Genomic DNA, 25,694 nt, shown 5'->3' with positions numbered 1-25,694 from the left:
CTGACTGGTTTAATGAAAGGCCCCCCGCTTCTGCGCATTCCGAATCGAGACCTGATCGTTCAGCGTCCAGAAGTCATACAGCACCCCAAGGAAAAACACCCCGCCGGTCAGCAGGTAGATAATCCCGCTGAGCCATTTGCCCTGATACATCCGGTGTACGCCCAACACCCCGAGAAACGTCAGCAGAATCCACGCCACGCTGTACTCGATCGGCCCTGGGGTAAAACGCAGGTCCGCTTCGCGATCCATGGCCGGGATCAGGAACAGGTCGATCAGCCAACCTATGCCCATCAGGCCGAAGGTGAAGAACCAGATCGTACCCGTGACCGGCTTGCCGTAATAGAAGCGGTGAGCGCCGGTGAAACCGAAAATCCACAGCAGGTAGCCAATGACTTTGCTGTGGGTATCGCGGATTGCGTCCTGCTGATAGCTGTTCATGAATGGCCTCTTTTGCCTCGATAGAAAAATTTGTTCGGACTTTTTGTGACTTTTTTGTGTCTTACCGACAAGCGGTCCTGAGCGACTTTGAACCAAGGAAACCCCCGTGGTGTCTGGCTTCTGTCGGACAATCGGGTCAACTTGTCGCAATTATGGGGGGTTGGCGCCAGGTTTCGAATCGACAAACGGCCTCGGAATCGCAAAAAAAGCTGTTATAAAGTTGCGCGCTAACCTTTAAGAGCCCTGCCTAATGCGTCCATTTTTCAAGACATGGCTAACCATCTGCCTATTATTGCCCCTGGCCGCCCACGCCACCAATCGTGAGCAACGTCTTCCCAACGTCAACGGCTATACCCCGAAATCCCATGTTTCTGCTCCTTCGAGCAAGAACAAGCAAAGCGTCCAGCGCGTGAGCACCGCCCGCAGCCGACTGGTGCCACCCATGGCAACCAAGACGACCAGCAATGTCCTGAGCCGCGCCGTGAATGTTCTCGGCACACCCTATCGTTGGGGCGGCAGTAGCCCAAGTAAAGGTTTCGATTGCAGTGGTTTGGTGAAATACGCGTTCAACGACGCCACGTTCGACCTGCCGCGCACGTCCAACGCGATGGCCGCCGGCCATGGCGAGAAAGTCGAGCGCAAGGACCTCAAGCCTGGCGACCTGATCTTCTTCAAGCTCAAGAGCCGCCGGGTCAACCACGTGGCCATCTACCTGGGCAACGACCGCTTCATCCACGCCCCGCGCCGCGGCAAGTCGGTGACCATCGACACGCTGAACAAGCCGTACTGGAACACTCATTACGTGGTCGCCAAGCGAGTTCTGCCGAAAGAACCGGGTGCACTGCGCGTGGTTCAGCGCTGATCTGAAGCGTACATAGCTTTTTTGTGGCGAGGGAGCTTGCTCCCGCTGGGCCGCGAAGCGGACCCAAAATGATTGGGCCCACAGAGATCATTGGTCAGTTTGGGGCGGCTGCGCCACCCAGCGGGAGCAAGCTCCCTCGCCACAAGGGCCTCCCTACCCCTCTAGAAGTTATCCGGCGTACGCGCCCGCTCCCGGGCATGTTCGCGACTGATCAACCCTTTGTTCACCAAGTCCTTCAAACACATATCCAGCGTCTGCATCCCCAGCGAGCCGCCGGTCTGGATCGACGAGTACATCTGCGCCACCTTGTCTTCACGGATCAGGTTACGGATGGCCGAGGTCCCCAGCATGATTTCATGCGCCGCGATCCGGCCGCCGCCGATCTTCTTGATCAGCGTCTGGGAAATCACCGCCTGCAACGACTCCGACAACATCGAGCGAACCATGGATTTCTCGTCACCGGGGAACACGTCCACCACCCGGTCGATGGTCTTGGCCGCCGATGTGGTGTGCAAGGTGCCGAATACCAGATGCCCGGTTTCGGCGGCGGTCAGCGCCAGGCGGATGGTCTCCAGGTCGCGCATCTCGCCCACCAGGATCACGTCCGGGTCCTCCCGCAGGGCTGAACGCAGGGCCGTGGAGAAACCCTGGGTGTCGCGGTGCACCTCGCGCTGGTTGATCAGGCATTTGCGCGGTTCGTGAACGAATTCGATAGGGTCTTCGATGGTGAGGATGTGATGGTGCTTGTGGCTGTTGAGGTGGTCGATCATGGCCGCCAGGGTGGTGGACTTGCCCGAACCGGTCGGCCCGGTCACCAGCACGAGCCCGCGCGGCGACTCGGTCACTTTGCGAAACACCTCGCCCATCCCCAGGTCTTCCATGGTCAGGACTTTCGACGGAATGGTCCGGAATACCGCCCCCGCGCCGCGATTCTGATTGAAGGCGTTGACCCGGAATCGCGCTACGCCCGGCACGTCGAAGGAAAAGTCGGTCTCCAGAAACTTTTCGTAATCCACCCGTTGCCGGTCGTTCATGATGTCGTAGATCAGCTCATGGACCTGCTTGTGGTCCAGCGCCGGCAGGTTGATCCGCCGCACATCGCCATCCACGCGGATCATCGGCGGCAGGCCGGCGGACAGATGCAGGTCCGACGCCCCCTGCTTGGCGCTGAACGCCAGTAACTCAGTGATATCCATAGCGCACCTCAATTCCAGTAGAATGCCGCGAACCTCACCGCTGGCGCTTCTTTATGTCCACGATAGCAGACAACATCGCTCAGGTTAGTTCGCGCATCCGCGCTGCGGAGCAGGCCGCCCGGCGTGCCGAAGGCAGCGTCCAACTGCTGGCCGTGAGCAAGACCAAGCCCGCCCAGGCCCTGCGTGAGGCTTATGCCACCGGCCTGCGGGACTTCGGCGAGAACTACCTGCAAGAGGCCCTGGGCAAACAGGTCGAATTGACCGACCTGCCCTTGATCTGGCACTTCATCGGCCCCATTCAATCGAACAAGACGCGCGCTATCGCCGAACACTTCGACTGGGTGCATTCCGTGGATCGCTTGAAAATTGCACAGCGCCTGTCCGAGCAGCGCCCGGCCGAGTTGCCGCCGCTGAACATCTGTATCCAGGTCAACGTCAGTGGTGAGGCCAGCAAATCCGGCTGCACCCCAGCGGACCTGCCCGCCCTGGCCAGCGCCATCAGCGCTTTGCCACGCTTGAAGCTGCGTGGGCTGATGGCGATTCCCGAACCCACCGAAGAGCGTGCCGCGCAGGATGCCGCCTTTGCCGCCGTTCAACGCCTGCAAGCCAGCCTGGCACTGCCGCTGGACACGCTTTCCATGGGCATGAGCCACGACCTCGAGTCGGCCATTGCCCAGGGCGCCACCTGGGTGCGCATCGGTACTGCCCTGTTTGGCGCCCGCGACTACGGTCAATCCTGAACCATGGCCGACTCATCTCTTTATAAGGACCTGTCATGAGCAACACGCGTATTGCCTTCATCGGCGCCGGCAACATGGCCGCCAGCCTGATCGGCGGCCTGCGGGCCAAGGGCCTGGACGCTTCGCTGATCCGCGCCAGCGATCCGGGTGAAGAGACCCGCAACCGAGTGAGTGCCGAACACGGCATCGAAACCTTTGCCGACAACGCCCAGGCCATCGACGGCGCCGACGTCATCGTGCTGGCGGTCAAGCCGCAAGCGATGAAAAGCGTCTGCGAGGCCCTGCGTCCGAGCCTCAAACCCCATCAACTGGTGGTGTCGATTGCCGCTGGCATCACCTGCGCCAGCATGAACAACTGGCTCGGCGAGCAGCCGATCGTACGTTGCATGCCCAACACTCCGGCGCTGCTGCGCCAGGGCGTCAGCGGCCTGTTCGCCACGCCACACGTGACCGCCGAACAACGCCAGCAGGCCGAAACGCTGCTGTCCGCCGTTGGCCTGGCCCTGTGGCTGGACACCGAACAGCAACTGGACGCGGTCACCGCCGTCTCCGGCTCGGGCCCGGCGTACTTCTTCCTGCTGATCGAAGCCATGACCGCCGCTGGCGAAAAACTTGGCCTGACCCGGGAAACCGCCGCCCAGTTGACCTTGCAGACCGCCCTCGGCGCCGCGCACATGGCGGTGTCCAGCGACGTCGATGCGGCCGAGTTGCGTCGCCGCGTGACCTCGCCGGCCGGCACCACCGAAGCGGCCATCAAATCGTTCCAGGCCGGGGGCTTCGAAGCCCTGGTGGAAAAAGCACTCGGCGCCGCCGCGCACCGCTCGGCCGAAATGGCCGAACAACTGGGCCAATAAGGAGCCATTCATGATTGGATTGAACACTGCAGCGGTCTACGTGCTGCAAACCCTCGGCAGCCTGTACCTGCTGATCGTGCTGCTGCGCTTCGTGCTGCAACTGGTACGTGCCAACTTCTACAACCCGCTCTGCCAGTTCATCGTCAAGGCTACCCAGCCGCTGCTCAAGCCGCTGCGCCGGATCATCCCGAGCCTGTTCGGCCTGGACATGTCGTCGCTGGTCCTGGCGATCCTCGTGCAACTGGCGCTGATGGCCCTGACCCTGCTGCTGACCTACGGCACCACCGGCAACCCGCTGCAACTGCTGATCTGGTCGCTCATTGGCGTGACCGCGCTATTCCTGAAGATTTTCTTCTTCGCCATGATCATCAGCGTGATCCTGTCGTGGGTCGCGCCGAGCAGCCATAACCCCGGTGCCGAACTGGTGAACCAGATCTGCGAGCCGGCCCTGGCGCCGTTCCGTCGCATCCTGCCGAACCTGGGTGGCCTGGATATCTCGCCGATCCTGGCGTTCATGGTGCTCAAGCTGATCGACATGCTGGTGATCAACAACCTGGCGGCGATGACCATGATGCCGGAGATCCTGCGGCTGCTGATCTGATCCAGGCAACTTGATCCCTGCGATGATCGTTCCCACGCTCCGCGTGGGAATGCATCCCGTGACGCTCCGCGTCACCCCCAAAACGGAACGCGGAGCGTCCCAGGCAGCGTTACCACGCAGAGCGTGGGAACGATCGCCGCCCTTTGCTTGCCGCCCGCCACAGCGGTCTTTAGACTTACGCCTCATTTCAACGCGAGCAGGGTCGATGCCAGCTGCCTTTCCCCCCGATTCCGTTGGTCTGGTGACGCCGCAAATGGCGCATTTCAGCGAGCCCCTGGCCCTGGCCTGCGGCCGTTCGTTGCCAGCCTATGACCTGATCTACGAAACCTACGGCACCCTCAATGCCACGGCGAGCAATGCCGTGCTGATCTGCCACGCCTTGTCGGGGCATCACCACGCCGCCGGCTACCACAGCGTCGACGACCGCAAGCCCGGCTGGTGGGACAGTTGCATCGGCCCGGGCAAGCCCATCGACACCAGCAAGTTCTTCGTGGTCAGCCTGAACAACCTGGGCGGCTGCAACGGTTCCACCGGCCCCAGCAGCCTCAACCCGGACACCGGCAAGCCCTTCGGCGCCGATTTCCCGGTGCTGACCGTGGAAGACTGGGTCCACAGCCAGGCACGCCTGGCCGACCGCCTCGGTATCGGCCAGTGGGCCGCCGTGATCGGCGGCAGCCTGGGCGGCATGCAAGCCCTGCAATGGACCATCACCTACCCGGACCGCGTGCGTCATTGCCTGGCAATCGCCTCGGCCCCCAAGCTGTCGGCGCAGAACATCGCCTTCAACGAAGTGGCGCGCCAAGCGATCCTCACCGACCCGGAATTCCACGGCGGTTCGTTCCAGGAACACGGCGTGATCCCCAAGCGCGGGTTGATGCTGGCGCGGATGGTCGGGCACATCACCTACCTGTCCGACGACTCCATGGGCGAGAAATTCGGCCGTGGCCTCAAGAGCGAAAAGCTCAACTACGACTTCCACAGCGTCGAGTTCCAGGTCGAGAGCTACCTGCGCTATCAGGGTGAAGAGTTCTCCGGGCGTTTCGACGCCAACACCTACCTGTTGATGACCAAGGCGCTGGACTACTTCGATCCGGCGGCGAACTTCGACGATAACCTGGCGAAAACCTTCGCCAATGCCACCGCCAAATTCTGTGTGATGTCGTTCACCACCGACTGGCGCTTCTCCCCGGCGCGCTCGCGGGAGCTGGTGGACGCGCTGATGGCCGCGCGCAAGGACGTCTGCTACCTGGAAATCGACGCGCCCCAGGGCCACGACGCCTTTTTGATTCCGATCCCGCGCTACCTGCAGGCGTTCGGCAACTACATGAACCGTATAACGCTGTGAGGACGCCATGAGAGCCGATCTGGACATCATCCAGGAATGGATCCCCGCCGGCAGCCGCGTGCTCGACCTGGGCTGCGGCAACGGCGAACTGCTGACCTGGCTGCGGGACAACAAACAGGTCACCGGCTACGGCCTGGAGAACGACCCGGACAACATCGCCGAGTGCGTGGCCAAGGGCATCAACGTCATCGAGCAGGACCTGGACAAGGGCCTGGGCAACTTCGCCAGCAACAGCTTCGACGTCGTGGTCATGACCCAAGCGCTGCAAGCGGTGCACTACCCGGACAAGATCCTCGACGAAATGCTGCGGGTCGGGCGCCAGTGCATCATCACCTTCCCCAACTTCGGCCACTGGCGCTGCCGCTGGTACCTGGCGAGCAAGGGCCGCATGCCGGTCTCGGATTTCCTGCCCTACACCTGGTACAACACGCCGAACATCCACTTCTGTACCTTCGAGGATTTCGAAGCGCTGTGCCGCGAACGTGAAGCCAAAGTCATCGATCGCTTGGCCGTGGACCAACAGCATCGCCACGGGTGGGCGAGCAAGCTATGGCCTAATCTGTTAGGTGAAATAGGCATCTATCGGGTCAGCAGCCCAGGCCTTGCCGATCATCAGGTCGCGGTGTGAGCCCCCGGCCTAACCAGGAGCACGACATGAAACGTCTAGCGTTGTTTCTCATCACCGCTTGCCTGAGCGTTGGCGCCTTGGCCGCCGATGTCATCAAGGCCGAGCGGATGGAAAAATTCGGTGATATCACCGTGCATTACAACACCTTCAATTCCACCTTCCTGACGCCGGACATTGCCAAGGCAGCCGAGCTGACTCGCAGCAAGAATCAAGGCGTGATCAATGTTTCGGTGATCAAGGGCGGCAAGCCTCTGATGGCTCAAGTCAGCGGCTCGGTCAAGGATCTCACCAGCAGCTCCGTCCCGCTGAAATTCAAGCAAGTGATTGAGCAAGGCGCGATCTACTACATCGCCCAGTACCCGGTGGAACAACAGGAAGTCCGGACCTTCGAAATCGAGGTGCAAACCGGCGACAAGATCAACACCCTCAACTTCAACCAGGAACTGTTCCCGGGCCAATGATCAACCTTACCCAACTCGTATTGGCCAGCCACAACGCCGGCAAACTCAAGGAACTGCAGGCCATGCTCGGCGGGTCGGTGCAGTTGCGCTCGATTGGCGAATTCAGCCAGGTGGAACCGGAAGAGACCGGCCTGTCGTTCGTCGAGAACGCCATCCTCAAGGCCCGTAATGCCGCGCGCATCTCGGGCCTGCCGGCGCTGGCCGACGATTCCGGGCTGGCCGTGGACTTCCTCGGCGGCGCACCGGGCATTTACTCGGCCCGTTACGCTGATGGCAAAGGTGACGCGGCGAACAACGCCAAGCTGCTCGACGCCCTCAAGGATGTGCCCGAAGCCGAGCGTGGCGCGCAGTTCGTGTGCGTGCTGGCCCTGGTGCGCCACGCCGACGATCCGTTGCCGATCCTCTGCGAAGGCCTGTGGCCCGGGCGCATTCTCACCGAAGCCAGCGGCGAGCACGGTTTTGGCTATGACCCGTTGTTCTGGGTGCCGGAGCGCGATTGCTCCAGCGCCGAGCTGGGGCCGGTGGAAAAGAACCAACTGAGCCACCGCGCCCGCGCCATGGCCCTGCTGCGTCAACGCCTGGGCCTGCAATGATCGACGACGCTCCCGCACCGCTGATCCATGGCGGTGTACAAACGCCTCGGGCGCCACTGCCGGTGCTGCCGCCCCTGGCGTTGTACGTCCACATCCCGTGGTGCGTGCGCAAATGCCCGTATTGCGACTTCAACTCCCACACCGCCAGCCCGCAACTGCCGGAAGAGGAATACGTCGACGCCCTGCTGGCCGACCTCGACCAGGATTTGCACGCGGTTTACGGTCGCCCGTTGAGCTCGATCTTTTTCGGTGGCGGCACTCCAAGCCTGTTCAGTGCCCAGGCCCTGGGGCGGTTGCTCAAAGGTGTCGAGGCACGGATACCGTTCGCCCAGGACATTGAAATCACCCTGGAAGCCAACCCCGGCACGTTTGAACAAGAAAAATTCGTCGCTTACCGGGCCTTGGGCATCAATCGCCTGTCCATTGGCATCCAGAGCTTCCAGCAGGCCAAGCTCGAAGCCCTGGGCCGGATCCATAACGGTGACGAGGCGGTGCGCGCCGCTGGCATGGCCCGACAAGCCGGGTTCGACAACTTCAACCTGGACCTGATGCATGGGCTGCCCGATCAGTCCCTCGACGACGCCTTGAGCGACCTGCGCCAAGCCATCGCCTTGAAACCGACCCACCTGTCCTGGTACCAGTTGACGTTGGAGCCGAACACGGTGTTCTGGAACCAGCCGCCGACCTTGCCCGAAGACGACACGCTGTGGGACATCCAGGAAGCCGGGCAAGCCTTGCTGGCCGAACACGGCTACGCTCAATACGAAGTCTCGGCCTACGCCCAGCCCGGTCGGGCGGCGCGGCATAACCTCAATTACTGGAGCTTCGGCGACTTCATCGGCATCGGCGCCGGCGCCCACGGCAAGCTCAGCCATCCGGACGGGCGCATCGTGCGCACCTGGAAGACCCGCCTGCCCAAGGACTATCTCAACCCGGCCAAAAGCTTCCAGGCGGGCGAGAAAACCCTGGCCAATGAAGAACTGCCGTTCGAGTTCCTGATGAACGCCCTGCGCCTGACCGCAGGCGTGGAAGCGCAGCTGTACCCGGAACGCACCGGGCTGCCCCTGCAAAGCCTGGCCAAAGGCCGGCGCGAGGCCGAACAAAGCGGATTGTTGCAGGTCGAACCGACACGTCTGGCGGCCACCGAGCGCGGACAGTTGTTTCTCAATGACTTGCTGCAGACATTTCTGAGCTGATCAACACAAGGAAATCGAATGGATCTGGTACTCGACCTGCTGGCCACCGTATCCCGCTGGAGCCGCAGCAACCTGTCGGAAATCTCCCTGGCATTGGTAGGCTGCCTGCTGGTGCTGTTTGGTGCCGACATCAAGGGCTGGGTCGAACAACGCCTGGGCAGCATCGCCGGCGCCTTGCGCGTCCCGTTGATCGCCCTGCTGTGCATGATCGGCAGCGGCGCCGCGCTGATCTATGCCACGCCGTGGATCGTCAGGGGCTTGAGCCAGTTCAACAACTACAGCCTGGCGCCGGTGTTGTTGGTGGTGCTGGTGTTGATTGGCGTGGTGGCGGATCGGCGCTGAACTTCAATACGCCGCAAAACGAAATGTGGGAGCTGAGCTTCTGTGGGAGCAAGGCTTGCCCGCGATAGCAGCGCCTCGGTACCCACTTGAAACCCGAGTTACCTGCATCGCGAGCAAGCTTTGCTCCCACAAAGCCTTGCTCCCACAGAAGCTCAGTTCCCACAGTGAGTATTGCGTGATGTTTAAGCCACCTTCTCGAACTTCAAATCCCAAACCCCATGCCCAAGCCGTTCGCCACGGCGCTCGAACTTGGTGATCGGCCGTTCGACCGGTCGTGGCACGCACTTGCCGTCTTCGGCCAGGTTGCGATAACCCGGGGCGACGTTCATCACTTCCAGCATGTACTCGGCGTAGGGTTCCCAGTCGGTGGCCATGTGCAGCACACCGCCGACCTTCAATTTACTGCGCACCAGTTCAGCGAACGATGCCTGGACGATACGGCGCTTGTGGTGCCGGCTTTTGTGCCAAGGATCCGGGAAAAACAGCATCAACCGGTCAAGACTGTTGTCGGCCACGCAGCGGTTGAGCACTTCGATGGCGTCGCAATCGTAGACCCGCAGGTTGGTCAGCCCTTGAGTCAGCACGCCGTTGAGCAACGCACCGACGCCGGGACGGTGGACTTCCACGCCGATGAAATCCTGCTCCGGCGCAGCGGCGGCCATTTCCAGCAACGAGTGGCCCATACCGAAGCCGATTTCCAGCGAGCGCGGAGCCGAGCGGCCGAAGACCTGGTCAAAATCCACCGGTGCGTCGGCCAGGGGCAGGACGAATAAAGGCGCGCCCTGCTCCAGGCCGCGCTGCTGGCCTTCAGTCATGCGCCCGGCGCGCATCACGAAACTCTTGATGCGGCGGTGCTGGCGCTCTTCGCCGTCTTCCGGCAGGACCGGCGTGTCGTTCGATTCAGTCATCAATGGCTCTTACTTGATCAGACCATCCAGCGGCGAGGAGGCGCTGGCGTAAAGTTTTTTCGGCATGCGGCCGGCCAGGTACGCCAGGCGACCGGCGACGATGGCGTGCTTCATGGCTTCGGCCATCAGGACCGGCTGCTGCGCATGGGCGATGGCAGAGTTCATCAGCACCGCTTCGCAACCCAGCTCCATGGCGATGGTGGCGTCGGAGGCGGTACCGACACCGGCATCCACCAACACCGGGATCTTGGCTTCTTCCAGGATGATCTGCAGGTTGTACGGGTTGCAGATCCCCAGGCCAGTGCCGATCAGGCCGGCCAGCGGCATGACCGCGATGCAGCCGATTTCCGCCAATTGACGGGCGATGATCGGGTCATCGCTGGTGTAGACCATCACGTCGAAACCTTCCTTGACCAGGGTTTCGGCGGCCTTGAGGGTTTCGATCACGTTGGGGAACAGGGTTTTCTGGTCCGCCAGTACTTCCAGCTTCACCAGATTGTGGCCGTCGAGCAGCTCACGGGCCAGGCGGCAGGTGCGCACGGCCTCGATGGCGTCGAAGCAGCCGGCAGTGTTCGGCAGGATGGTGTAGCGATCCGGCGGCAGGATATCCAGCAGGTTCGGTTCGCCCGGGTTCTGGCCGATGTTGGTCCGGCGCACGGCGACGGTCACGATCTCGGCGCCCGAGGCCTCGATGGCCAGGCGGGTTTCTTCCATGTCGCGGTATTTGCCGGTACCTACCAGCAAGCGCGACTGGTAGGTACGACCGGCCAGGACGAAGGGCTTGTCGCTACGAACGATGCTCATGGGAAATCCTCTGTTGGGGTGAGGTTCTTGCGAAATGCTGCGAAACCGAGGCGACTAGCCACCGCCGATGGCGTGGACCACTTCGACGCTGTCGCCATCGTTCAACGTGGTTTCGGCGTGCTGGCTGCGCGGGACGATATCCAGATTGAGCTCCACCGCGACGCGGCGTCCGGTAAGTTCCAGACGGGTCAGCAGGGCCGCAACGGTTTCACCGTCGGGCAGTTCAAGGGGTTCGCCGTTCAACTGAATGCGCATGCCGGATGCCGCCATCATTTTTAGGGGCTGGCATTCTAGCCCGATCAGTCTGGGTGACCCAAGCCATTCGTCATGAAATGGACCGGCAGGTCAGCCCAGCCGCCAGGCGGCAAGCCCCAGGCACAACCAGCCGATCAGGAACGCCACGCCACCCAACGGAGTGATGATGCCCAGCTTGCTGATGCCCGTGAGCGTCAGCAGGTACAGGCTGCCGGAGAACAACAGGATGCCGATGACAAAGGAAATTCCGGCCCAAGTGACGATGCGCCCGGGAATGTGCGTGGCCAGCAGCGCAACGCCCAGCAACGCCAGGGTGTGCACCAGTTGGTAGGTGACGCCGGTGTGGAAAATCGCCAGGTAATCGGCGCTCAGGCGGTTTTTCAGGCCATGGGCGGCGAATGCACCCAGCGCCACGCCCGTGAAACCGAAGAAAGCCGCCAGCATCAGAAAGCTACGCAACATGGGAACTCCAGTCAGACTCGGTGGACAGGGTCTGTATAATGGCCCGCTCGACGGGTTCGGCCAAGCCATCTCTATGCTGCGTACATTGTTTCGACGATTCCTTAAAGCCCTGCTCTGGTTCGCCGTCGGCAGCGTTGTGCTGGTGCTGCTGTTTCGCGTGGTGCCGCCGCCGTTCACGGCGTTGATGATCGAGCGCAAGGTTGAATCCTGGTTCGGCGGTGAACCGATCGACCTGCAACGCACCTGGCAGCCTTGGGACCAGATCTCCGACAGCCTCAAAGTCGCAGTGATCGCTGGCGAAGACCAGAAATTCCCGGAGCACTGGGGCTTCGACATCGGCGCGATCCAGGCCGCCTTCGCCCACAATGGCCGTGGCGGTTCGATTCGCGGCGCCAGCACCCTCAGCCAGCAAGTGTCCAAAAACCTGTTCCTGTGGTCAGGCCGCAGCTGGCTGCGCAAAGGGCTGGAGGCCTGGTTCACCGCGCTGATCGAAGTGTTCTGGCCCAAGCAGCGGATCCTTGAGGTGTACCTCAACAGCGTCGAGTGGGATGACGGTGTGTTCGGGGCGGAAGCGGCGGCACGGCATCATTTCCGCACCAGCGCCGACGCCTTGTCCCGGCAACAGGCCAGCCTGCTGGCGGCGGTATTACCCAACCCGCGCAAATGGAGCGCCAGCCGGCCGAGCCCCTACGTGCTACGGCGGGCGGGCTGGATTCGCCAGCAGATGAGCCAGTTGGGAGGCGACAGTTATTTGCTGGGGCTCGATCATGCGCGGCGGGCGCCTTGGGCGCAGTAGACCAAACACCGACATTCAACTGTGGGAGCGAGCTTGCTCGCGATGGCGGAGGGTCAGGCAGTATCGATGTTGAATGATAAGCCGCCATCGCGAGCAAGCTCGCTCCCACAGGGGGTCTGCGGCGAATCCGAGATTGAGCGCACACAAAAACGCCCCGATCATCACTGATCGGGGCGTTTTTTGTTGTCGCTATCGCAGGTCAAGCCGCAATCGACACCTTGAGCTTGTTCATCGCGCTCTTCTCAAGTTGGCGAATCCGCTCGGCCGACACGTTGTACTTCTGCGCGAGGTCGTGCAGCGTGGCCTTTTCCTCGGCCAGCCAGCGCTGGTAGAGGATGTCGCGGCTGCGTTCGTCCAGCACTTCCAAGGCTTCGTGCAGGTTGGTGTTGGAGTTGTCGCTCCAGTCGGCGTCTTCCAGTTGACGCGCCGGGTCGTACCGGTGGTCTTCCAGGTAGTTGGCCGGCGATTGGAAAGCGCTGTCGTCGTCCGCTTCGGCAGCCGGGTCGAAGGCCATGTCATGGCCGGTCAGGCGGCTTTCCATCTCGCGCACTTCCCGAGGCTCTACACCCAGGCTTTCAGCCACGCGATGGACTTCTTCGTTGTTCAGCCAGGCCAGACGCTTCTTCTGGCTGCGCAGGTTGAAGAACAGCTTGCGCTGGGCCTTGGTGGTCGCGACTTTCACGATGCGCCAGTTGCGCAGGATGAACTCGTGGATTTCCGCCTTGATCCAGTGCACCGCAAACGACACCAGGCGCACGCCCATTTCCGGGTTGAAACGCTTGACCGCTTTCATCAGGCCGACGTTGCCTTCCTGGATCAGGTCGGCCTGGGCCAGCCCGTAGCCGGAATAGCTGCGGGCGATATGTACGACAAAACGCAGGTGGGCGAGCACCATCTGCCGAGCCGCCTCAAGATCCTGCTCATAATAGAGACTCTCGGCCAGTTCACGCTCCTGCTCGGGCGTCAGCAATGGAATGCTGTTCACCGTGTGCACATAGGCCTCCAGGTTCGCACCCGGGACCAGAGCATAAGCAGGTTGCAAAGAAGTGGTCATACGAAAAAACCTCCGACTCACATAACTCGTGCAGTTCAGCACTGCGAAAATTGACCGGGAACCCTAAGACAAGTTCCCACAAAAACCGAAAGGTCAATACGCGCAAAAAACCCTATTTTGGCGCAAGCTCACGCAAGTGGCGTGCGACCGCAATCCATGCACCGATATAACCCAACAGCACCGCGCCAAGCAAGAGCGACAGACCGTCGGCGACTGGCACTCCGGCCAGCGAAAAATCACTGCCGTACAAACCGGCCAGCCCCACTACCGCATCGTTCAGCCAGTCCAGGCCAAACGCCAATACGCCCCAGGACAGAATCCCGGCACCGAAGCCATACAGCGCCCCCATATAAAGGAAGGGCCTGCGCACATAACTGTCCGTACCGCCGACGAGTTTAATCACTTCTATCTCGGTGCGGCGGTTTTCAATATGAAGACGAATGGTATTGCCTATCACCAAAAGTAATGCAGAAACCAGCAGCACCGTCAGACCGAAGACAAACCGGTCGCCGAGCTTGAGGATCGCCGCAAGACGCTCGACCCAGACTAGATCAAGTTGCGCCTGTTGTACCTTCGGCAACTCGGAAAGTCTTTGTCTTAATGCTTCAAGGGCGGGCTTGTCGACCTCGTTCGGCGTCACCAGCACCACGCCCGGCAGCGGGTTCTCCGGCAGCTCCTTGAGGGCGTCGCCCAGGCCGGACTGTTGCTGGAACTCTTCCAGCGCCTGCTCGCGGCCGATGTACTCGGCTTCGGCCACGCCCGGCATGGCCTTGATCTGCTCACGCAACGCTTGGCCTTCGCCGGGGCTGGCGTCCATCTGCAGGTACAGGGAAATCTGCGCCGCGCGCTGCCAGGAGCCGCCCAGGCGCTCCACATTATTCAGCAATAATGACAGGCCCATAGGCAGGCTCAAGGCAACCGCCATCACCATGCAGGTAAAGAAGCTGCCGATGGGTTGCTTGCCCAGGCGCCGCAGGCTGTCCAGCAGGCTGGCGCGATGGCTTTCGATCCAGGCGCGCAGCAGCGTGGCGAAGTCCGGGCCGTCGTCATCGTCGCGTTTTTTCTTTTGCGGCTGCGGATCGGAGGCCTTCGGGGCCACGCGTTCGGCCACTTTCGGGCTGCGAGTAGCACTCATACGCCGGCCTCCCCGTCACCAATCAGGCGTCCGCGCTGCAACGTGAGCATGCGGTGACGCATGCGCGCGATCAACGCCAGGTCGTGACTGGCGATCAGCACGCTGGTGCCCAGACGGTTGATGTCTTCGAACACGCCCATGATTTCCGCCGCCAGGCGCGGGTCGAGGTTACCTGTGGGTTCGTCCGCCAGCAGCAAGGCCGGGCGATGGACGATGGCGCGGGCGATGCCGACGCGCTGTTGCTGGCCGGTGGACAGGTCGCCCGGATACAGGTCGGTCTTGTCCGACAGGGCCACGCGCTCCAGGGCCGAGTCCACCCGCTTGATGATCTCGGCCTTGGACAGGCCAAGGATCTGCAACGGCAACGCCACGTTGTTGAACACCGTGCGGTCGAACAGCAACTGGTGATTCTGGAACACTACACCGATCTGCCGCCGCAGGTAGGGGATCTGGGCATTGCTGATGGTGCTCAGGTCCTGGCCGGCCAGCAGCAGTTTGCCAGTGGAAGGCCGCTCCATCGCCAGCAGCAGGCGCAGCAAGGTACTTTTACCGGCGCCGGAATGGCCGGTGACAAACAGAAACTCGCCCCGACGGACCCGAAAGCTCAGCTCATGCAAGCCGACGTGACCGTTCGGATAGCGTTTACCGACCTGTTCGAAACGAATCATGAGTGCTCCCGTTCGGCAAACAGTGCCTGGACAAAGGGCTCGGCTTCAAAGGTGCGCAAGTCGTCAATGCCTTCGCCCACGCCGATGTAGCGAATGGGCAGGCCGAACTGCTTGGCCAGGGCGAAAATCACCCCGCCCTTGGCGGTGCCGTCGAGCTTGGTCAGAGCCAGCCCGGTCAGTTCGACGGTCTGGTTGAATTGCTTGGCCTGGTTAATGGCGTTCTGGCCGGTACCGGCGTCCAGCACCAGCAGCACTTCGTGAGGCGCATCGGCGTCGAGCTTGCCGATCACCCGGCGTACCTTCTTCAATTCTTCCATCAGGTTGTCTTTGGTGTGCAGACGACCGGCCGTGTCGGCGATCAGCACATCGATGCCACGGGCCTTGGCCGCCTGCACCGCGTCGAAGATCACCGAAGCGGAGTCGGCGCCGGTGTGCTGGGCGATCACCGGGATCTTGTTGCGCTCGCCCCACACTTGCAGCTGTTCGACCGCGGCGGCGCGGAAGGTGTCGCCGGCAGCCAGCATGACTTTCTTGCCTTCGAGTTGCAGCTTCTTGGCCAGCTTGCCGATGGTGGTGGTCTTGCCGGCGCCGTTGACGCCCACCACCAGAATCACGAATGGTTTGTTCTGCGAGGTGATCACCAGTGGTTGTTCCACCGGCTTGAGCATGTTGGTCAGCTCGCCTTGCAGGGATTTGTACAACGCGTCGGCGTCGGTCAGTTGCTTGCGAGCAACCTTTTGGGTCAGGCTCTGGATGATCACCGAGGTCGCCTCGACACCGACATCGGCGGTGAGCAGGCGGGTCTCGATGTCTTCCAGCAATTCGTCATCGATGACTTTCTTGCCCAGGAACAGGCTGGCCATGCCTTCGCCGATGCTGGCGCTGGTCTTGGACAGGCCCTGCTTGAGACGGGCGAAGAAGCCGACTTTGTTCTCTTCAGCCGTGCGGGCCGGCTCGACTGGGACCAAAGCTTCAACCGGAGCGGGTTCTGGTTCATGGGCGGACTGCGAAGCGACAGGTGCAATGACAACCGTCGAGGCCTCGGCAATCGGCGCCACACCCTGTACCACGACAGGTTGTGGCGCGGCCGGAATCGGTGGGGTGATATGCGCGGCTTGCTCGTCTTCGACCAGCGCCACCGGCTCTTCTGCAACCGGCAGGGTCAGCCAGGGAGTGGATTCGACGGGCGGGGTCAGCGGCTGTTCGGCCACAGGCTCAGGCGCGACCGGTTGCAGGATCGGTTCGGCAATCGGCAGGATGATTGGCGCGGCTTCCTCTTCCACCGCTTCGGCGGCGGGCTCAGGCAGCGCTTGTGGCTGTTCGACGACGGTTTCCTGCGGCTTCTTGCGCAGCCATCCGAACAGGCCTTTTTTCTCGCCAGCCGCAGCTGGGGTCTTCTTGTCGTCGTTGGAACCAAACATGGAGGACGGCTATCTCACGGTAGCGACGCGCCACGAGGGCGCCTCGGTGATAAATATTCAATGCTGAACAGACTGCGTTTCATCCAGCTTGTTCACGCGCAACATTTTGTCGAAGCGTCCTCAGGACGCCTCAAAGTCGATTTTTTCGAAGGACTGGTACGGCATCATCGGCGAAAACGCCGGGATCAACGAGCAAACCCAGCGTTTCTCCGGAGAACCCAGACAACCCCGGGCCGATAAAAGGCCCGATAGGCGTGGCCGCCAGTAAAACGGATCAGTATCCTAGCACCTCCTCGCCTGCTGAGGCTAAGACCTAGCAGGCAACCCAACAGGTTTAAACACGAATGAATGCTCTTGCCCGCCGCGCCGCAGGCCTGCTGCTCAGCACAGTTTGTCTGCCTCTTTCAGCCTTGGCTGCCGACCCACAACCCACCCATGAATTCACCCTCGACAACGGCCTGAAGGTCGTCGTGCGCGAAGACCATCGTGCGCCGGTGGTGGTCTCCCAGGTCTGGTACAAGGTGGGTTCCAGCTACGAGACGCCAGGCCAGACCGGTTTGTCCCACGCCCTTGAGCACATGATGTTCAAGGGCAGTGAAAAAGTCGGCCCCGGCGAAGCGTCGCTGATCCTGCGCGACCTCGGTGCCGAAGAGAACGCCTTCACCAGCGACGATTTCACCGCCTACTACCAGGTGCTGGCCCGCGACCGCCTGGGCGTGGCCTTCGAGCTGGAAGCCGACCGCATGGCCAGCCTGCGCCTGCCGCCGGAGGAGTTCAGCCGCGAGATCGAGGTGATCAAGGAAGAGCGCCGCATGCGCACCGACGACAAGCCCATGTCCAAGGCCTACGAGCGCTTCAAGGCCATGGCTTACCCGGCCAGCGGCTACCACACGCCGACCATTGGCTGGATGGCCGACCTGGACCGGATGACCGTCGAGGAACTGCGCCACTGGTACGAGTCCTGGTACACCCCGAACAACGCGACCCTGGTGGTGGTCGGCGACGTGACACCGGACGAGGTCAAGTCCCTGGCCCAGCGCTATTTCGGCCCGATTGCCCGGCGCGCGGTGCCGGTGGCGAAAATCCCCCTGGAGCTGGCCGAACCCGGCGAGCGCCAGATCACCCTGCATGTGCAGACCCAACTGCCCAGCGTGATGCTGGCCTTCAACGTGCCGAGCATCGCCACCGCGACGGACAAGACGTCGGTCAACGCGCTGCGGCTGATCTCAGCCCTGCTGGACGGCGGCTACAGCGGCCGGATCCCGACCCAACTGGAGCGCGGCGAGGAGTTGGTGTCCGGCGGCTCGTCGAACTACGACGCCTTCACCCGCGGCGACACGCTGTTCACCTTGTCGGCGACACCCAACACGCAGAAAAACAAAACCCTCGCCCAGGCCGAAGCAGGTTTGTGGCGCTTGCTTGAGCAGTTGAAAACCACTGCCCCGACCGCCGACGAACTGGAACGCGTGCGCGCCCAGGTCATCGCCGGCCTGGTGTATGAGCGCGACTCGATCACCAGCCAGGCCACCGCCATTGGCCAGCTGGAAACCGTCGGCTTGTCCTGGAAGCTGATGGACACAGAGCTCGCTGAACTGCAAAGCGTGACCCCGCAAGACATCCAGAAGGCAGCCCAGCTGTATTTCACCCGCTCGCGCCTGAGCGTTGCGCACGTCCTGCCCGAGGAGAAAGCTCATGAATGAGCGCAAATCATCGAGCCTGGTGCTGATCGGCCTGGTTTTGCTCGCCCTGGCCTGCGCCCTGGCCTTTTACCTGTCGCCGTCGAGCAACTCCGACGCCAGCCAGGCATTGGACAAGGCCAAGTCCGGCAATAAGCTGCAATCGTTGGCCGAACTGGACGACAAGGCGCCCAGCCGGCGCCAGCTCGACGTACAAACCTGGAAAACCGCTGACGGCGCCAAGGTGCTGTTCGTCGAAGCCCGGGAATTGCCGATGTTCGACCTGCGCCTGACCTTCGCCGCCGGCAGCAGCCAGGACGGCGACGCCCCCGGCCTCGCCCTGCTGACCAACGCCATGCTCAACGAAGGCGTTGCCGGCAAGGACGTCGGCGCCATCGCCCAAGGTTTCGAAAGCCTCGGCGCGGACTTCGGCAACGGTGCCTACCGGGACATGGCCGTAGCGTCCCTGCGCAGTCTCAGCGCAGCCGACAAGCGTGAACCGGCCTTGAAGCTGTTCGCCGAAGTCGTCGGCAAACCGACCTTCCCCGCCGACTCCTTCGCCCGGATCAAGAACCAGATGCTGGCCGGTTTCGAGTACCAGAAACAGAACCCCGGCAAACTGGCGGGCCTGGAACTGATGAAGCGCCTGTACGGCGAGCATCCTTATGCCCACTCCAGCGACGGCACCGCCGACAGCATCCCACCGATCACTCTGGCCCAGGCCCGCGCTTTCCACGCCAAGGCCTACGCTGCCGGCAACGCAGTGATTGCGCTGGTGGGGGATTTGTCCCGCGCCGAAGCCGAAACGATTGCCAACCAGGTGTCCGCCGCCCTGCCCAAGGGCCCGGCCCTGGCGAAAACCCCGCCACCGGTAGAACCGAAAGCGAGCATCGGGCACATCGAGTTCCCGTCCAAGCAGACCAACCTGATGCTCGCGCAACTGGGCATCGACCGCGACGATCCGGACTATGCCGCGGTGTCCCTGGGCAACCAGATCCTCGGCGGCGGTGGCTTCGGCACGCGACTGATGACTGAAGTTCGCGAAAAACGCGGCCTGACCTACGGCGTGTACTCCGGCTTCACGGCGATGCAGGCCCGCGGCCCGTTCATGATCAACCTGCAAACCCGTGCCGAGATGAGCGAGGGCACCTTGAAACTGGTGCAGGACGTGTTCGCCGACTACCTCAAGAACGGTCCGACCCAGAAAGAACTCGATGACGCCAAGCGTGAGTTGGCCGGCAGTTTCCCGCTGTCCACCGCCAGCAATGCCGACATCGTCGGCCAGCTCGGCGCCATGGGCTTCTATGACTTGCCGCTCAGCTACCTGGAAGACTTCATGCGCCAATCCCAGGAACTGACGGTCGAGCAGGTCAAGGCCGCGCTGAACAAACACCTGAGTACCGATAAAATGGTCATCGTCACCGCCGGCCCGAGCGTGCCGCAAAAGCCGTTGCCGCCCCCTACTGACAAACCTGCCGAGCAGCCGCTCGGGGTTCCGGAGCACTAATGGCCCGCCCATCGAATTCCAGCAAGAAACCCGTGCACAACGGTGTGAACCAGTTGCGCATCATCGGCGGCGAATGGCGCAGCCGGCGCCTGAGCTTCCCGGATGCCCCAGGGTTGCGCCCCACCCCTGACCGCGTGCGGGAAACCCTGTTCAACTGGCTCGCGCCCTACGTGGCAGGCGCCCGGGTGCTCGACCCGTTCGCCGGCAGCGGCGCGCTGTTTCTCGAGGCCCTGTCCCGTGGCGCCGCCATGGGCCAGGCGCTGGACGCCAGCAACCTGGCGGTCTCCAGCCTGAAGGAACATCTGGGCACCCTGCGTTGCACCGTCGGTCAGGTGCAAACCGCCGACGCACTGCGCTACCTGGACAGCCAACCGGCGACGCCTTTCGACCTGGTGTTCCTCGACCCGCCTTTCAACCAGAACCTGTTGCCGACCGTCTGCGCCTTGCTCGAGGAACGTCAGTGGCTGGCCGAGGATGCCTGGGTCTACACTGAAAGCGAGACCGCCCCGTCCACCCTGGGCTTGCCGGGCAACTGGCGCTTGCACCGCGAGCAGAAATCAGGACGGGTGTATTACGCGTTGTGGCAGCGTCTGACAAAGGACATGGGCTGAACGGCTGCCCCGTGCATCGAGAATAATAATGATGTCCGCCGCATCTGAACGTTTCGTCCCTGCTCCGGGCCTTGGCAACCCGCACCTGCAGACCTTATGGGGCCCGTTATGGCGCCAGACCACCCACATCGAGCGCCAACGCGAGCGCCTGTGGCTGGAAGACGGTGATTTCCTCGACCTCGACTGGCACGGCCCACACAGCGCCGAGGCGCCGCTGGTGTTGGTGTTGCACGGGCTGACCGGCTCTTCCAACTCGCCTTACGTGGCCGGGTTGCAGCAGGCACTCGGTCGCCAGGGCTGGGCCAGCGCGGCCTTGAACTGGCGCGGCTGCTCGGGCGAGCCGAACCTGCTACCTCGCAGCTATCACTCGGGCGTCAGCGAAGACCTGGCCGCCGCCATTGCCCACTTGCGTGCCCGACGGCCCTTGGCGCCGCTGTTTGCGGTGGGTTATTCACTGGGCGGCAATGTGTTGCTCAAGCACTTGGGGGAAGCCGGCCGCGACAGCCAGTTGCAAGGCGCGGTGGCGGTCTCGGTACCGTTTCGCCTCGACCAGTGCGCCGATCGCATCGGCCAGGGATTTTCCAAGTTCTACCAGGCGCACTTCATGCGACAGCTGGTGACCTATGTGCGCAACAAGCAACGCCGGTTCCAGCACGACGGACGCCACGAAGGCCTGGCGACCCTGTCGGCGCTTGGCCCGTTGGAGAACATGCGCACCTTCTGGGACTTTGACGGCCGGGTGACGGCGCCGCTGCACGGGTTCTCCGACGCGGCGGACTACTACCGCCGCGCCTCCAGCCGCTATTTCATGGCGGGCATCAGCACGCCGACCCTGGTCATCCAGGCCGCCGACGATCCTTTTGTATTTCCCCACAGCCTGCCCGAACCCGGCGAGTTATCCGCCTCGACCCAACTTGAACTGCATGCCCGGGGCGGGCATGTGGGTTTTGTCGACGGAACCCTGCGGCGCCCGGGGTATTACCTGGAGCGGCGGATCCCTGATTGGCTGGCCAGCCTGGGGCGCGGCTGACGATTCGCAGACAACAAAAATCACTGTGGGAGCGCGCCAGCTCGCGATAGCGGTGGGACAGCGACATTGAGGTTGACTGACCCACCGCCATCGCGAGCAAGCTCGCTCCCACAGTTTTTTCCGGGGTGTTCGCGGAGTGGGTGCTCACTAAGAATCCCCTGTGGGAGCGAGCTTGCTCGCGATAGCGGTGGGGCAGCGACATTGAAGTTGTCTGACACACCGCCATCGCGAGCAAGCTCGCTCCCACAGAGACTTGGGGGGGTGAGCGTTATTCGCCCTTCGCCACGCCCCGCTGGGGATCATTGATCCATTCACTCCACGAGCCGGCGTACAGCCGCCCCAAGGGATACCCTGCCAGGCACAAGGCAAACAGGTTGTGGCACGCCGTCACACCGGAGCCGCAGTACGCCACCAGCTCGGTGGGCGAACGTTCGCCCAGTTTTTCGGCGAAGCGCTGCTTGAGCTGATCAGCCGGCAAGAAGCGTCCATCGGCGCCCAGGTTGTCGGTAAACGCTGCGCACTGGGCGCCCGGGATATGCCCGGCCACTGGGTCGATCGGCTCGATTTCGCCCTTGAAACGCGGCAGCGCCCGGGCATCCAGCAGGGTCATGGCCGATTCACCGAGGCGTTGTTGCAGCGCTTGCGCATTGATCAGCAGGCTCGCATCCGGCGCCCCCGTGAAAGTCCCGAGGCTGTTCTGCGGCGGATCCAGGCTCAAGGGCAAGCCGGCGGCGTGCCAGGCCTTGAGCCCACCGTCGAGGATGTACACACCATCGCGCTTGCCCAGCCAGGCCAGCAGCCACCAGGCCCGGGCGGCATAGGCGCCGGGGCCGTCGTCATACAGCACGACGTCGCTGTCGTTATCCAGCCCCCAAGCCTTGAGACGCGCGATCAAGGCCTCGGGCTCCGGCAGCGGATGACGCCCGGTCACGCCTTTGGTCACCGGCCCGCTCAGGTCGCGCTCAAGGTCCGCGAACGACGCCCCGGCAATGTGGCCCTCGGCATAGCTGCGTTGGCCGTAATCCGGATCTTCCAGGGCAAAACGGCAATCGAGGATGACCAGCCCGGGCTGTGATCGCCGCTGTTCGAGTGCTTGGGGGCTGATGAGTTGCGCGATGGGCATGGTGAGCTCCTGTGGCTGAGTCGGGGTCGGTCCTACTGCCCTTCCTCCAGGGTCTGGGCCAGTGGGACGTAATATTCATTGAACAGCGCATCCACCGCCTCGCGGGCCTGGTCGGTCACGAAACCGGCTTCCAGCACCAGCACCTGATAGACACCGCGCTTGATGGCCTGCTCACTCAGGTGGCTGAAATTTTCCCGCGTGGTGCACAGAAACCGCACCCAGGACGTGAGGATGATCCAGGCGTTGAGGGTCAGGGACTCGATCTGCACCCGGTCCATCTTCAGGATGCCGGCGGCAACAAAGCCCTCGTAGATCGCGGTGCCGTGGATCAGGCAGCGCTGGGAAAACCGCCGATAGCGGGCCGCAAGGTCCGGATCGCTGTCGAGCAGATGCTCCAGGTCCCGGTGCAGGAAGCGGTAACGCCACATGGCCGCCAACAGTTCCTGCAGGTAGAAGCGCTTGTCATCCACCGTGGCCGCCCGGCCCTGGGGCGGACGCAGGAAGCTGTCCACCAGGTTCTCGTATTCACTGAACAGCACGGCGATGATCGCCTGCTTGTTGGGGAAGTGGTAATAGAGATTGCCCGGGGACATGTCCATGTGGGCGGCGATGTGATTGGTGCTGACGCTGCGCTCACCCTGTTGGTTGAACAGCTCGAGGCTGTTTTGCACGATGCGCTCGCTGGTTTTCATTCGTGGGGCCATGGTTTGGGCTTTAATTCGACGAAGGCATTGATCGGCATCTTACGACCTATCGGTCACAGGAAAAACCCACAGCCGTTGCGGATGTCATTGACATTCTAGAGTATAAGCTCTAGAAAACACCCATTCTAATAATATCCGGTGCCTGACGATGCCTGCCGACGTTGCCTACCTGCACGAGTCTCAACAACAACTGGAGGAGCTGCGGTCGCTCTTCGATGCCCAGCGCCAGGCCTACGCTGCCCACCCGATGCCACCGGCCGAACAGCGCCGACAATGGCTCAAGGCACTGCGCGAGGTATTGAGCAACGAACGACAAGCCTTGATCGACGCCATCAGCCAGGATTTCAGCCACCGTAGCGCCGACGAAACCCTGTTGGCCGAACTGATGCCGAGCCTGCACGGCATCCATTACGCCAGCCGCCATCTCCAAGGCTGGATGAAACCCTCCCGACGCAAGGTAGGCATGGCCTTTCAACCGGCCTCAGCCAAGGTGATCTATCAGCCGTTGGGCGTCGTCGGGGTCATCGTGCCGTGGAACTACCCGCTATTCCTGGCCATCGGGCCACTGGTCGGGGCATTGGCGGCCGGCAATCGGGTGATGCTCAAGCTCAGCGAATCGACACCGGCGACCGGCTTGCTGCTCAAGCAATTGCTGGCCCGTGTCTTCCCCCAAGACCTGGTGTGCGTGGTGCTCGGCGAGGCAGAGGTGGGCATGGCGTTTTCCAAGCTGCCCTTCGATCACCTGTTGTTCACCGGTGCCACCAGCATTGGCAAACATGTCATGCGCGCCGCTGCCGAAAACTTGACCCCGGTCACCCTGGAGCTGGGTGGGAAATCGCCGGCCATCGTGTCGGTCGATGTCCCCATCAAGGACGCCGCCGAACGCATTGCCTTCGGCAAAACCCTGAATGCCGGGCAAACCTGTGTCGCCCCGGACTACGTGCTGGTGCCGCAGAACCGCGTCGGCGAGTTCGTCGAGGCGTATCGCGAGGCGGTCCGCGGGTTTTATCCGACCCTGGCGAACAACCCGGACTACACCGCCATCATCAACGAACGACAACTGGCGCGGCTCAACGGCTACATCAGCGACGCCACCGGCAAGGGCGCGTTGCTGATCGAGCTGTTCGAACAAGGCCAGGGCCGCCGCATGGCCCATAGTCTGCTGCTCAACGTCAACGATGAGATGACCGTCATGCAGGACGAGATCTTCGGCCCGCTGCTGCCCATCGTTCCTTATGACAATCTGGACCAGGCGTTTGCCTACATCAATCAGCGCCCCCGCCCGCTGGCGCTCTACTACTTCGGCTACAACAAGGCCGAACAGCATCGTGTGCTCCACGAAACCCATTCCGGCGGCGTCTGCCTGAACGACACGCTGTTGCACGTCGCCCAGGATGACATGCCGTTCGGCGGCATCGGGCCCTCGGGAATGGGGCATTACCATGGGCATGAGGGTTTCCTGACCTTCTGCAAGGCCAAGGGCGTGCTGACCAAACAGCGATTCAACGCGGCGAAGCTGATTTATCCGCCCTACGGCAAGCCCTTGCAGAAGCTGATCCAGAAGCTGTTTGTCCGCTGACGCGTCTCTTGCCGGGTAATCACAACAATGAACCCCAGCCTCACTGATACCCCCGCGCTGTCACGGCGCGGCCTGCTGAAATTCAGCCTCGGCGCCAGCGCCTTCCTGGCCACCGTCGGGCTGGGTGCCAGCCTGAGCGGTTGCTCGCCTAGCCAACCGGCCAACGGCCTGGCGGCACTGCGCGACAGCGACCTGGCGTTTTTACGCGCCGTCATCCCCGTGATGCTGGACGGTGCAATGGCCATCGGGCAGCTCCCTGCCGCCATTGACGCGACCCTGGGCAGCCTGGACAGAAGCCTGGCCCACTTGTCCCCCGCCATGCTCAAGCTCACGCATCAGCTGTTCGATGTGCTTACGCTGGGCGTGACCCGTGGCCCCCTGACCGGGGTTTGGGGGGCGTGGGAAAATGCCAGTGCCGATGACATCCGCCAGTTCCTCGACCGGTGGGAAAACAGTTCGCTGGACCTGCTGCGACAAGGCCACAGTTCGTTGCTGCAATTGGTGATGATGGCCTGGTACACCCAATCCGAAGCCTGGGCGCATTGCGGGTATCCAGGACCGCCAACGGTCTGAAAGCCAGACCCCGCCCCCCTGTGGGAGCGGGCTTGCTCGCGATAGCGTCGCATCAGCCACCTATCGATTGACTGACACACCGCTATCGCGAGCAAGCTCGCTCCCACAAAGGGCCTATCGCAATCTCATAAC

General features: G+C 62.5%; 29 protein-coding genes. 17 read left to right on the top strand and 12 right to left on the bottom strand.

Annotation, left to right across the window (positions count from 1 at the left end; all coding sequences use genetic code 11):
- Positions 1-9: 9 nt before the first annotated feature.
- Positions 10-438, bottom strand: coding sequence for an NINE protein (locus AB4N80_RS07135; RefSeq protein WP_122567395.1), 429 nt, complete (start codon positions 436-438; stop codon positions 10-12).
- A gap of 250 nt (positions 439-688) precedes the next feature.
- On the opposite strand from AB4N80_RS07135, the gene AB4N80_RS07130 reads away from it, so the two are divergent.
- Positions 689-1,300, top strand: coding sequence for a C40 family peptidase (locus AB4N80_RS07130; RefSeq protein ID WP_122567396.1), 612 nt, complete (start codon positions 689-691; stop codon positions 1,298-1,300).
- Between the two features lie 161 nt (positions 1,301-1,461).
- On the opposite strand, the gene AB4N80_RS07125 is transcribed toward AB4N80_RS07130, so the two are convergent.
- Positions 1,462-2,496, bottom strand: a complete 1,035-nt coding sequence (locus AB4N80_RS07125) for a type IV pilus twitching motility protein PilT (RefSeq protein ID WP_122567397.1) — start codon at positions 2,494-2,496, stop codon at positions 1,462-1,464.
- Positions 2,497-2,549: 53 nt separating this feature from the next.
- Here AB4N80_RS07125 and AB4N80_RS07120 point away from each other — a divergent pair, with 53 nt between their 5' ends.
- The 9 genes from AB4N80_RS07120 (at position 2,550) to AB4N80_RS07080 (ending at position 9,256) form a co-directional block, all read left to right on the top strand.
- Positions 2,550-3,236 carry a YggS family pyridoxal phosphate-dependent enzyme gene (locus AB4N80_RS07120; protein WP_122567398.1) on the top strand — a complete coding sequence of 229 codons (687 nt, stop codon included), beginning with the start codon at positions 2,550-2,552 and terminating at the stop codon, positions 3,234-3,236.
- 35 nt (positions 3,237-3,271) lie between these two features.
- Positions 3,272-4,090, top strand: a complete 819-nt coding sequence (gene proC, locus AB4N80_RS07115) for a pyrroline-5-carboxylate reductase (protein WP_305491276.1) — start codon at positions 3,272-3,274, stop codon at positions 4,088-4,090.
- A gap of 10 nt (positions 4,091-4,100) precedes the next feature.
- On the top strand, positions 4,101-4,691 hold the full coding sequence (locus tag AB4N80_RS07110; RefSeq protein ID WP_122567400.1) for a YggT family protein: 591 nt from the start codon (positions 4,101-4,103) through the stop codon (positions 4,689-4,691).
- Between the two features lie 205 nt (positions 4,692-4,896).
- Positions 4,897-6,036, top strand: coding sequence for a homoserine O-succinyltransferase MetX (metX, locus tag AB4N80_RS07105; RefSeq protein ID WP_063323960.1), 1,140 nt, complete (start codon positions 4,897-4,899; stop codon positions 6,034-6,036).
- 7 nt (positions 6,037-6,043) lie between these two features.
- Positions 6,044-6,664 carry a methionine biosynthesis protein MetW gene (metW, locus tag AB4N80_RS07100; RefSeq protein WP_122567402.1) on the top strand — a complete coding sequence of 207 codons (621 nt, stop codon included), beginning with the start codon at positions 6,044-6,046 and terminating at the stop codon, positions 6,662-6,664.
- A gap of 26 nt (positions 6,665-6,690) precedes the next feature.
- Positions 6,691-7,125: a DUF4426 domain-containing protein gene (locus AB4N80_RS07095; RefSeq protein WP_122567403.1), complete on the top strand. Its 435-nt coding sequence runs from the start codon at positions 6,691-6,693 to the stop codon at positions 7,123-7,125.
- A complete protein-coding gene (gene rdgB / locus AB4N80_RS07090) occupies positions 7,122-7,718 on the top strand; it encodes an RdgB/HAM1 family non-canonical purine NTP pyrophosphatase (RefSeq protein WP_122567404.1) in 597 nt (198 codons plus the stop codon). Before AB4N80_RS07095 ends, rdgB begins: the two co-directional genes overlap by 4 nt.
- Positions 7,715-8,914, top strand: coding sequence for a radical SAM family heme chaperone HemW (gene hemW / locus AB4N80_RS07085; protein WP_354336087.1), 1,200 nt, complete (start codon positions 7,715-7,717; stop codon positions 8,912-8,914). Before rdgB ends, hemW begins: the two co-directional genes overlap by 4 nt.
- An 18-nt stretch (positions 8,915-8,932) precedes the next feature.
- Positions 8,933-9,256, top strand: coding sequence for a DUF3392 domain-containing protein (locus tag AB4N80_RS07080; protein WP_014340681.1), 324 nt, complete (start codon positions 8,933-8,935; stop codon positions 9,254-9,256).
- A 182-nt stretch (positions 9,257-9,438) separates the two neighbouring features.
- Here AB4N80_RS07080 and trmB read toward each other — a convergent pair whose 3' ends face one another.
- The 4 genes from trmB to AB4N80_RS07060 all read right to left on the bottom strand — a co-directional run bounded on the left by trmB (position 9,439) and on the right by AB4N80_RS07060 (position 11,685).
- On the bottom strand, positions 9,439-10,164 hold the full coding sequence (trmB, locus tag AB4N80_RS07075; protein ID WP_122567406.1) for a tRNA (guanosine(46)-N7)-methyltransferase TrmB: 726 nt from the start codon (positions 10,162-10,164) through the stop codon (positions 9,439-9,441).
- Between the two features lie 9 nt (positions 10,165-10,173).
- Complete coding sequence (locus tag AB4N80_RS07070; protein ID WP_060740195.1) at positions 10,174-10,968, bottom strand: thiazole synthase; 795 nt, start codon at positions 10,966-10,968, stop codon at positions 10,174-10,176.
- Between the two features lie 54 nt (positions 10,969-11,022).
- Positions 11,023-11,223, bottom strand: coding sequence for a sulfur carrier protein ThiS (gene thiS / locus AB4N80_RS07065; RefSeq protein WP_163006804.1), 201 nt, complete (start codon positions 11,221-11,223; stop codon positions 11,023-11,025).
- A gap of 90 nt (positions 11,224-11,313) precedes the next feature.
- Positions 11,314-11,685 carry a DUF423 domain-containing protein gene (locus tag AB4N80_RS07060; RefSeq protein ID WP_072405917.1) on the bottom strand — a complete coding sequence of 124 codons (372 nt, stop codon included), beginning with the start codon at positions 11,683-11,685 and terminating at the stop codon, positions 11,314-11,316.
- Between the two features lie 73 nt (positions 11,686-11,758).
- Here AB4N80_RS07060 and mtgA point away from each other — a divergent pair, with 73 nt between their 5' ends.
- Positions 11,759-12,481: a monofunctional biosynthetic peptidoglycan transglycosylase gene (gene mtgA, locus AB4N80_RS07055; RefSeq protein WP_122567407.1), complete on the top strand. Its 723-nt coding sequence runs from the start codon at positions 11,759-11,761 to the stop codon at positions 12,479-12,481.
- 199 nt (positions 12,482-12,680) lie between these two features.
- Here the strand turns inward: mtgA and rpoH are convergent, their stop codons facing one another.
- From rpoH to ftsY, 4 genes are all read right to left on the bottom strand, one after another.
- The gene (gene rpoH / locus AB4N80_RS07050) at positions 12,681-13,535 is read right to left on the bottom strand and encodes an RNA polymerase sigma factor RpoH (RefSeq protein WP_003177476.1); all 855 of its coding nucleotides are present in this window, start codon (positions 13,533-13,535) and stop codon (positions 12,681-12,683) included.
- Between the two features lie 112 nt (positions 13,536-13,647).
- Positions 13,648-14,670, bottom strand: coding sequence for a permease-like cell division protein FtsX (gene ftsX, locus AB4N80_RS07045; protein ID WP_122567408.1), 1,023 nt, complete (start codon positions 14,668-14,670; stop codon positions 13,648-13,650).
- Positions 14,667-15,338 carry a cell division ATP-binding protein FtsE gene (gene ftsE / locus AB4N80_RS07040; protein WP_003177474.1) on the bottom strand — a complete coding sequence of 224 codons (672 nt, stop codon included), beginning with the start codon at positions 15,336-15,338 and terminating at the stop codon, positions 14,667-14,669. The genes ftsX and ftsE overlap by 4 nt, the downstream gene beginning before the upstream one ends.
- Entirely contained in the window at positions 15,335-16,759 is a 1,425-nt protein-coding gene (ftsY, locus tag AB4N80_RS07035) for a signal recognition particle-docking protein FtsY (RefSeq protein ID WP_460081271.1), read from the bottom strand. The genes ftsE and ftsY overlap by 4 nt, the downstream gene beginning before the upstream one ends.
- Positions 16,760-17,103: 344 nt before the next feature.
- On the opposite strand from ftsY, the gene AB4N80_RS07030 reads away from it, so the two are divergent.
- The 4 genes from AB4N80_RS07030 to AB4N80_RS07015 are packed head-to-tail and all read left to right on the top strand — an operon-like array spanning position 17,104 to position 21,583.
- The gene (locus AB4N80_RS07030) at positions 17,104-18,459 is read left to right on the top strand and encodes a M16 family metallopeptidase (RefSeq protein ID WP_122567410.1); all 1,356 of its coding nucleotides are present in this window, start codon (positions 17,104-17,106) and stop codon (positions 18,457-18,459) included.
- On the top strand, positions 18,452-19,942 hold the full coding sequence (locus tag AB4N80_RS07025; protein ID WP_122567411.1) for a M16 family metallopeptidase: 1,491 nt from the start codon (positions 18,452-18,454) through the stop codon (positions 19,940-19,942). Before AB4N80_RS07030 ends, AB4N80_RS07025 begins: the two co-directional genes overlap by 8 nt.
- On the top strand, positions 19,942-20,553 hold the full coding sequence (gene rsmD, locus AB4N80_RS07020; RefSeq protein WP_122567412.1) for a 16S rRNA (guanine(966)-N(2))-methyltransferase RsmD: 612 nt from the start codon (positions 19,942-19,944) through the stop codon (positions 20,551-20,553). The genes AB4N80_RS07025 and rsmD overlap by 1 nt, the downstream gene beginning before the upstream one ends.
- 31 nt (positions 20,554-20,584) lie before the next feature.
- Positions 20,585-21,583, top strand: a complete 999-nt coding sequence (locus tag AB4N80_RS07015) for a hydrolase (RefSeq protein WP_122567813.1) — start codon at positions 20,585-20,587, stop codon at positions 21,581-21,583.
- A gap of 268 nt (positions 21,584-21,851) precedes the next feature.
- Here AB4N80_RS07015 and AB4N80_RS07010 read toward each other — a convergent pair whose 3' ends face one another.
- Complete coding sequence (locus tag AB4N80_RS07010; protein WP_305468759.1) at positions 21,852-22,706, bottom strand: sulfurtransferase; 855 nt, start codon at positions 22,704-22,706, stop codon at positions 21,852-21,854.
- A 32-nt stretch (positions 22,707-22,738) separates the two neighbouring features.
- Positions 22,739-23,410: a TetR/AcrR family transcriptional regulator gene (locus tag AB4N80_RS07005; protein WP_122567414.1), complete on the bottom strand. Its 672-nt coding sequence runs from the start codon at positions 23,408-23,410 to the stop codon at positions 22,739-22,741.
- A gap of 148 nt (positions 23,411-23,558) precedes the next feature.
- Here AB4N80_RS07005 and AB4N80_RS07000 point away from each other — a divergent pair, with 148 nt between their 5' ends.
- Positions 23,559-24,989, top strand: coding sequence for a coniferyl aldehyde dehydrogenase (locus AB4N80_RS07000; RefSeq protein ID WP_460081266.1), 1,431 nt, complete (start codon positions 23,559-23,561; stop codon positions 24,987-24,989).
- A 27-nt stretch (positions 24,990-25,016) separates the two neighbouring features.
- Positions 25,017-25,562, top strand: coding sequence for a twin-arginine translocation pathway signal protein (locus AB4N80_RS06995; RefSeq protein WP_122567416.1), 546 nt, complete (start codon positions 25,017-25,019; stop codon positions 25,560-25,562).
- The last annotated feature ends 132 nt before the right edge of the window (positions 25,563-25,694 follow it).

It is taken from the genome of Pseudomonas sp. H3_A02 (assembly GCF_054671965.1).
This window is presented reverse-complemented; position numbering and strand designations above follow the sequence as displayed.

Excerpts from the sequence above, each read along its gene's own strand:
- AB4N80_RS07135 (WP_122567395.1), bottom strand. The coding sequence starts at position 438 with ATGAACAGCTATCAGCAGGACGCAATCCGCGATACCCACAGCAAAGTC.
- AB4N80_RS07130 (WP_122567396.1), top strand. The coding sequence starts at position 689 with ATGCGTCCATTTTTCAAGACATGGCTAACCATCTGCCTATTATTGCCC.
- AB4N80_RS07125 (WP_122567397.1), bottom strand. The coding sequence starts at position 2,496 with ATGGATATCACTGAGTTACTGGCGTTCAGCGCCAAGCAGGGGGCGTCG.
- AB4N80_RS07120 (WP_122567398.1), top strand. The coding sequence starts at position 2,550 with ATGTCCACGATAGCAGACAACATCGCTCAGGTTAGTTCGCGCATCCGC.
- proC (WP_305491276.1), top strand. The coding sequence starts at position 3,272 with ATGAGCAACACGCGTATTGCCTTCATCGGCGCCGGCAACATGGCCGCC.
- AB4N80_RS07110 (WP_122567400.1), top strand. The coding sequence starts at position 4,101 with ATGATTGGATTGAACACTGCAGCGGTCTACGTGCTGCAAACCCTCGGC.
- metX (WP_063323960.1), top strand. The coding sequence starts at position 4,897 with ATGCCAGCTGCCTTTCCCCCCGATTCCGTTGGTCTGGTGACGCCGCAA.
- metW (WP_122567402.1), top strand. The coding sequence starts at position 6,044 with ATGAGAGCCGATCTGGACATCATCCAGGAATGGATCCCCGCCGGCAGC.
- AB4N80_RS07095 (WP_122567403.1), top strand. The coding sequence starts at position 6,691 with ATGAAACGTCTAGCGTTGTTTCTCATCACCGCTTGCCTGAGCGTTGGC.
- rdgB (WP_122567404.1), top strand. The coding sequence starts at position 7,122 with ATGATCAACCTTACCCAACTCGTATTGGCCAGCCACAACGCCGGCAAA.
- hemW (WP_354336087.1), top strand. The coding sequence starts at position 7,715 with ATGATCGACGACGCTCCCGCACCGCTGATCCATGGCGGTGTACAAACG.
- AB4N80_RS07080 (WP_014340681.1), top strand. The coding sequence starts at position 8,933 with ATGGATCTGGTACTCGACCTGCTGGCCACCGTATCCCGCTGGAGCCGC.
- trmB (WP_122567406.1), bottom strand. The coding sequence starts at position 10,164 with ATGACTGAATCGAACGACACGCCGGTCCTGCCGGAAGACGGCGAAGAG.
- AB4N80_RS07070 (WP_060740195.1), bottom strand. The coding sequence starts at position 10,968 with ATGAGCATCGTTCGTAGCGACAAGCCCTTCGTCCTGGCCGGTCGTACC.
- thiS (WP_163006804.1), bottom strand. The coding sequence starts at position 11,223 with ATGCGCATTCAGTTGAACGGCGAACCCCTTGAACTGCCCGACGGTGAA.
- AB4N80_RS07060 (WP_072405917.1), bottom strand. The coding sequence starts at position 11,685 with ATGTTGCGTAGCTTTCTGATGCTGGCGGCTTTCTTCGGTTTCACGGGC.
- mtgA (WP_122567407.1), top strand. The coding sequence starts at position 11,759 with ATGCTGCGTACATTGTTTCGACGATTCCTTAAAGCCCTGCTCTGGTTC.
- rpoH (WP_003177476.1), bottom strand. The coding sequence starts at position 13,535 with ATGACCACTTCTTTGCAACCTGCTTATGCTCTGGTCCCGGGTGCGAAC.
- ftsX (WP_122567408.1), bottom strand. The coding sequence starts at position 14,670 with ATGAGTGCTACTCGCAGCCCGAAAGTGGCCGAACGCGTGGCCCCGAAG.
- ftsE (WP_003177474.1), bottom strand. The coding sequence starts at position 15,338 with ATGATTCGTTTCGAACAGGTCGGTAAACGCTATCCGAACGGTCACGTC.
- ftsY (WP_460081271.1), bottom strand. The coding sequence starts at position 16,759 with ATGTTTGGTTCCAACGACGACAAGAAGACCCCAGCTGCGGCTGGCGAG.
- AB4N80_RS07030 (WP_122567410.1), top strand. The coding sequence starts at position 17,104 with ATGAATGCTCTTGCCCGCCGCGCCGCAGGCCTGCTGCTCAGCACAGTT.
- AB4N80_RS07025 (WP_122567411.1), top strand. The coding sequence starts at position 18,452 with ATGAATGAGCGCAAATCATCGAGCCTGGTGCTGATCGGCCTGGTTTTG.
- rsmD (WP_122567412.1), top strand. The coding sequence starts at position 19,942 with ATGGCCCGCCCATCGAATTCCAGCAAGAAACCCGTGCACAACGGTGTG.
- AB4N80_RS07015 (WP_122567813.1), top strand. The coding sequence starts at position 20,585 with ATGTCCGCCGCATCTGAACGTTTCGTCCCTGCTCCGGGCCTTGGCAAC.
- AB4N80_RS07010 (WP_305468759.1), bottom strand. The coding sequence starts at position 22,706 with ATGCCCATCGCGCAACTCATCAGCCCCCAAGCACTCGAACAGCGGCGA.
- AB4N80_RS07005 (WP_122567414.1), bottom strand. The coding sequence starts at position 23,410 with ATGGCCCCACGAATGAAAACCAGCGAGCGCATCGTGCAAAACAGCCTC.
- AB4N80_RS07000 (WP_460081266.1), top strand. The coding sequence starts at position 23,559 with ATGCCTGCCGACGTTGCCTACCTGCACGAGTCTCAACAACAACTGGAG.
- AB4N80_RS06995 (WP_122567416.1), top strand. The coding sequence starts at position 25,017 with ATGAACCCCAGCCTCACTGATACCCCCGCGCTGTCACGGCGCGGCCTG.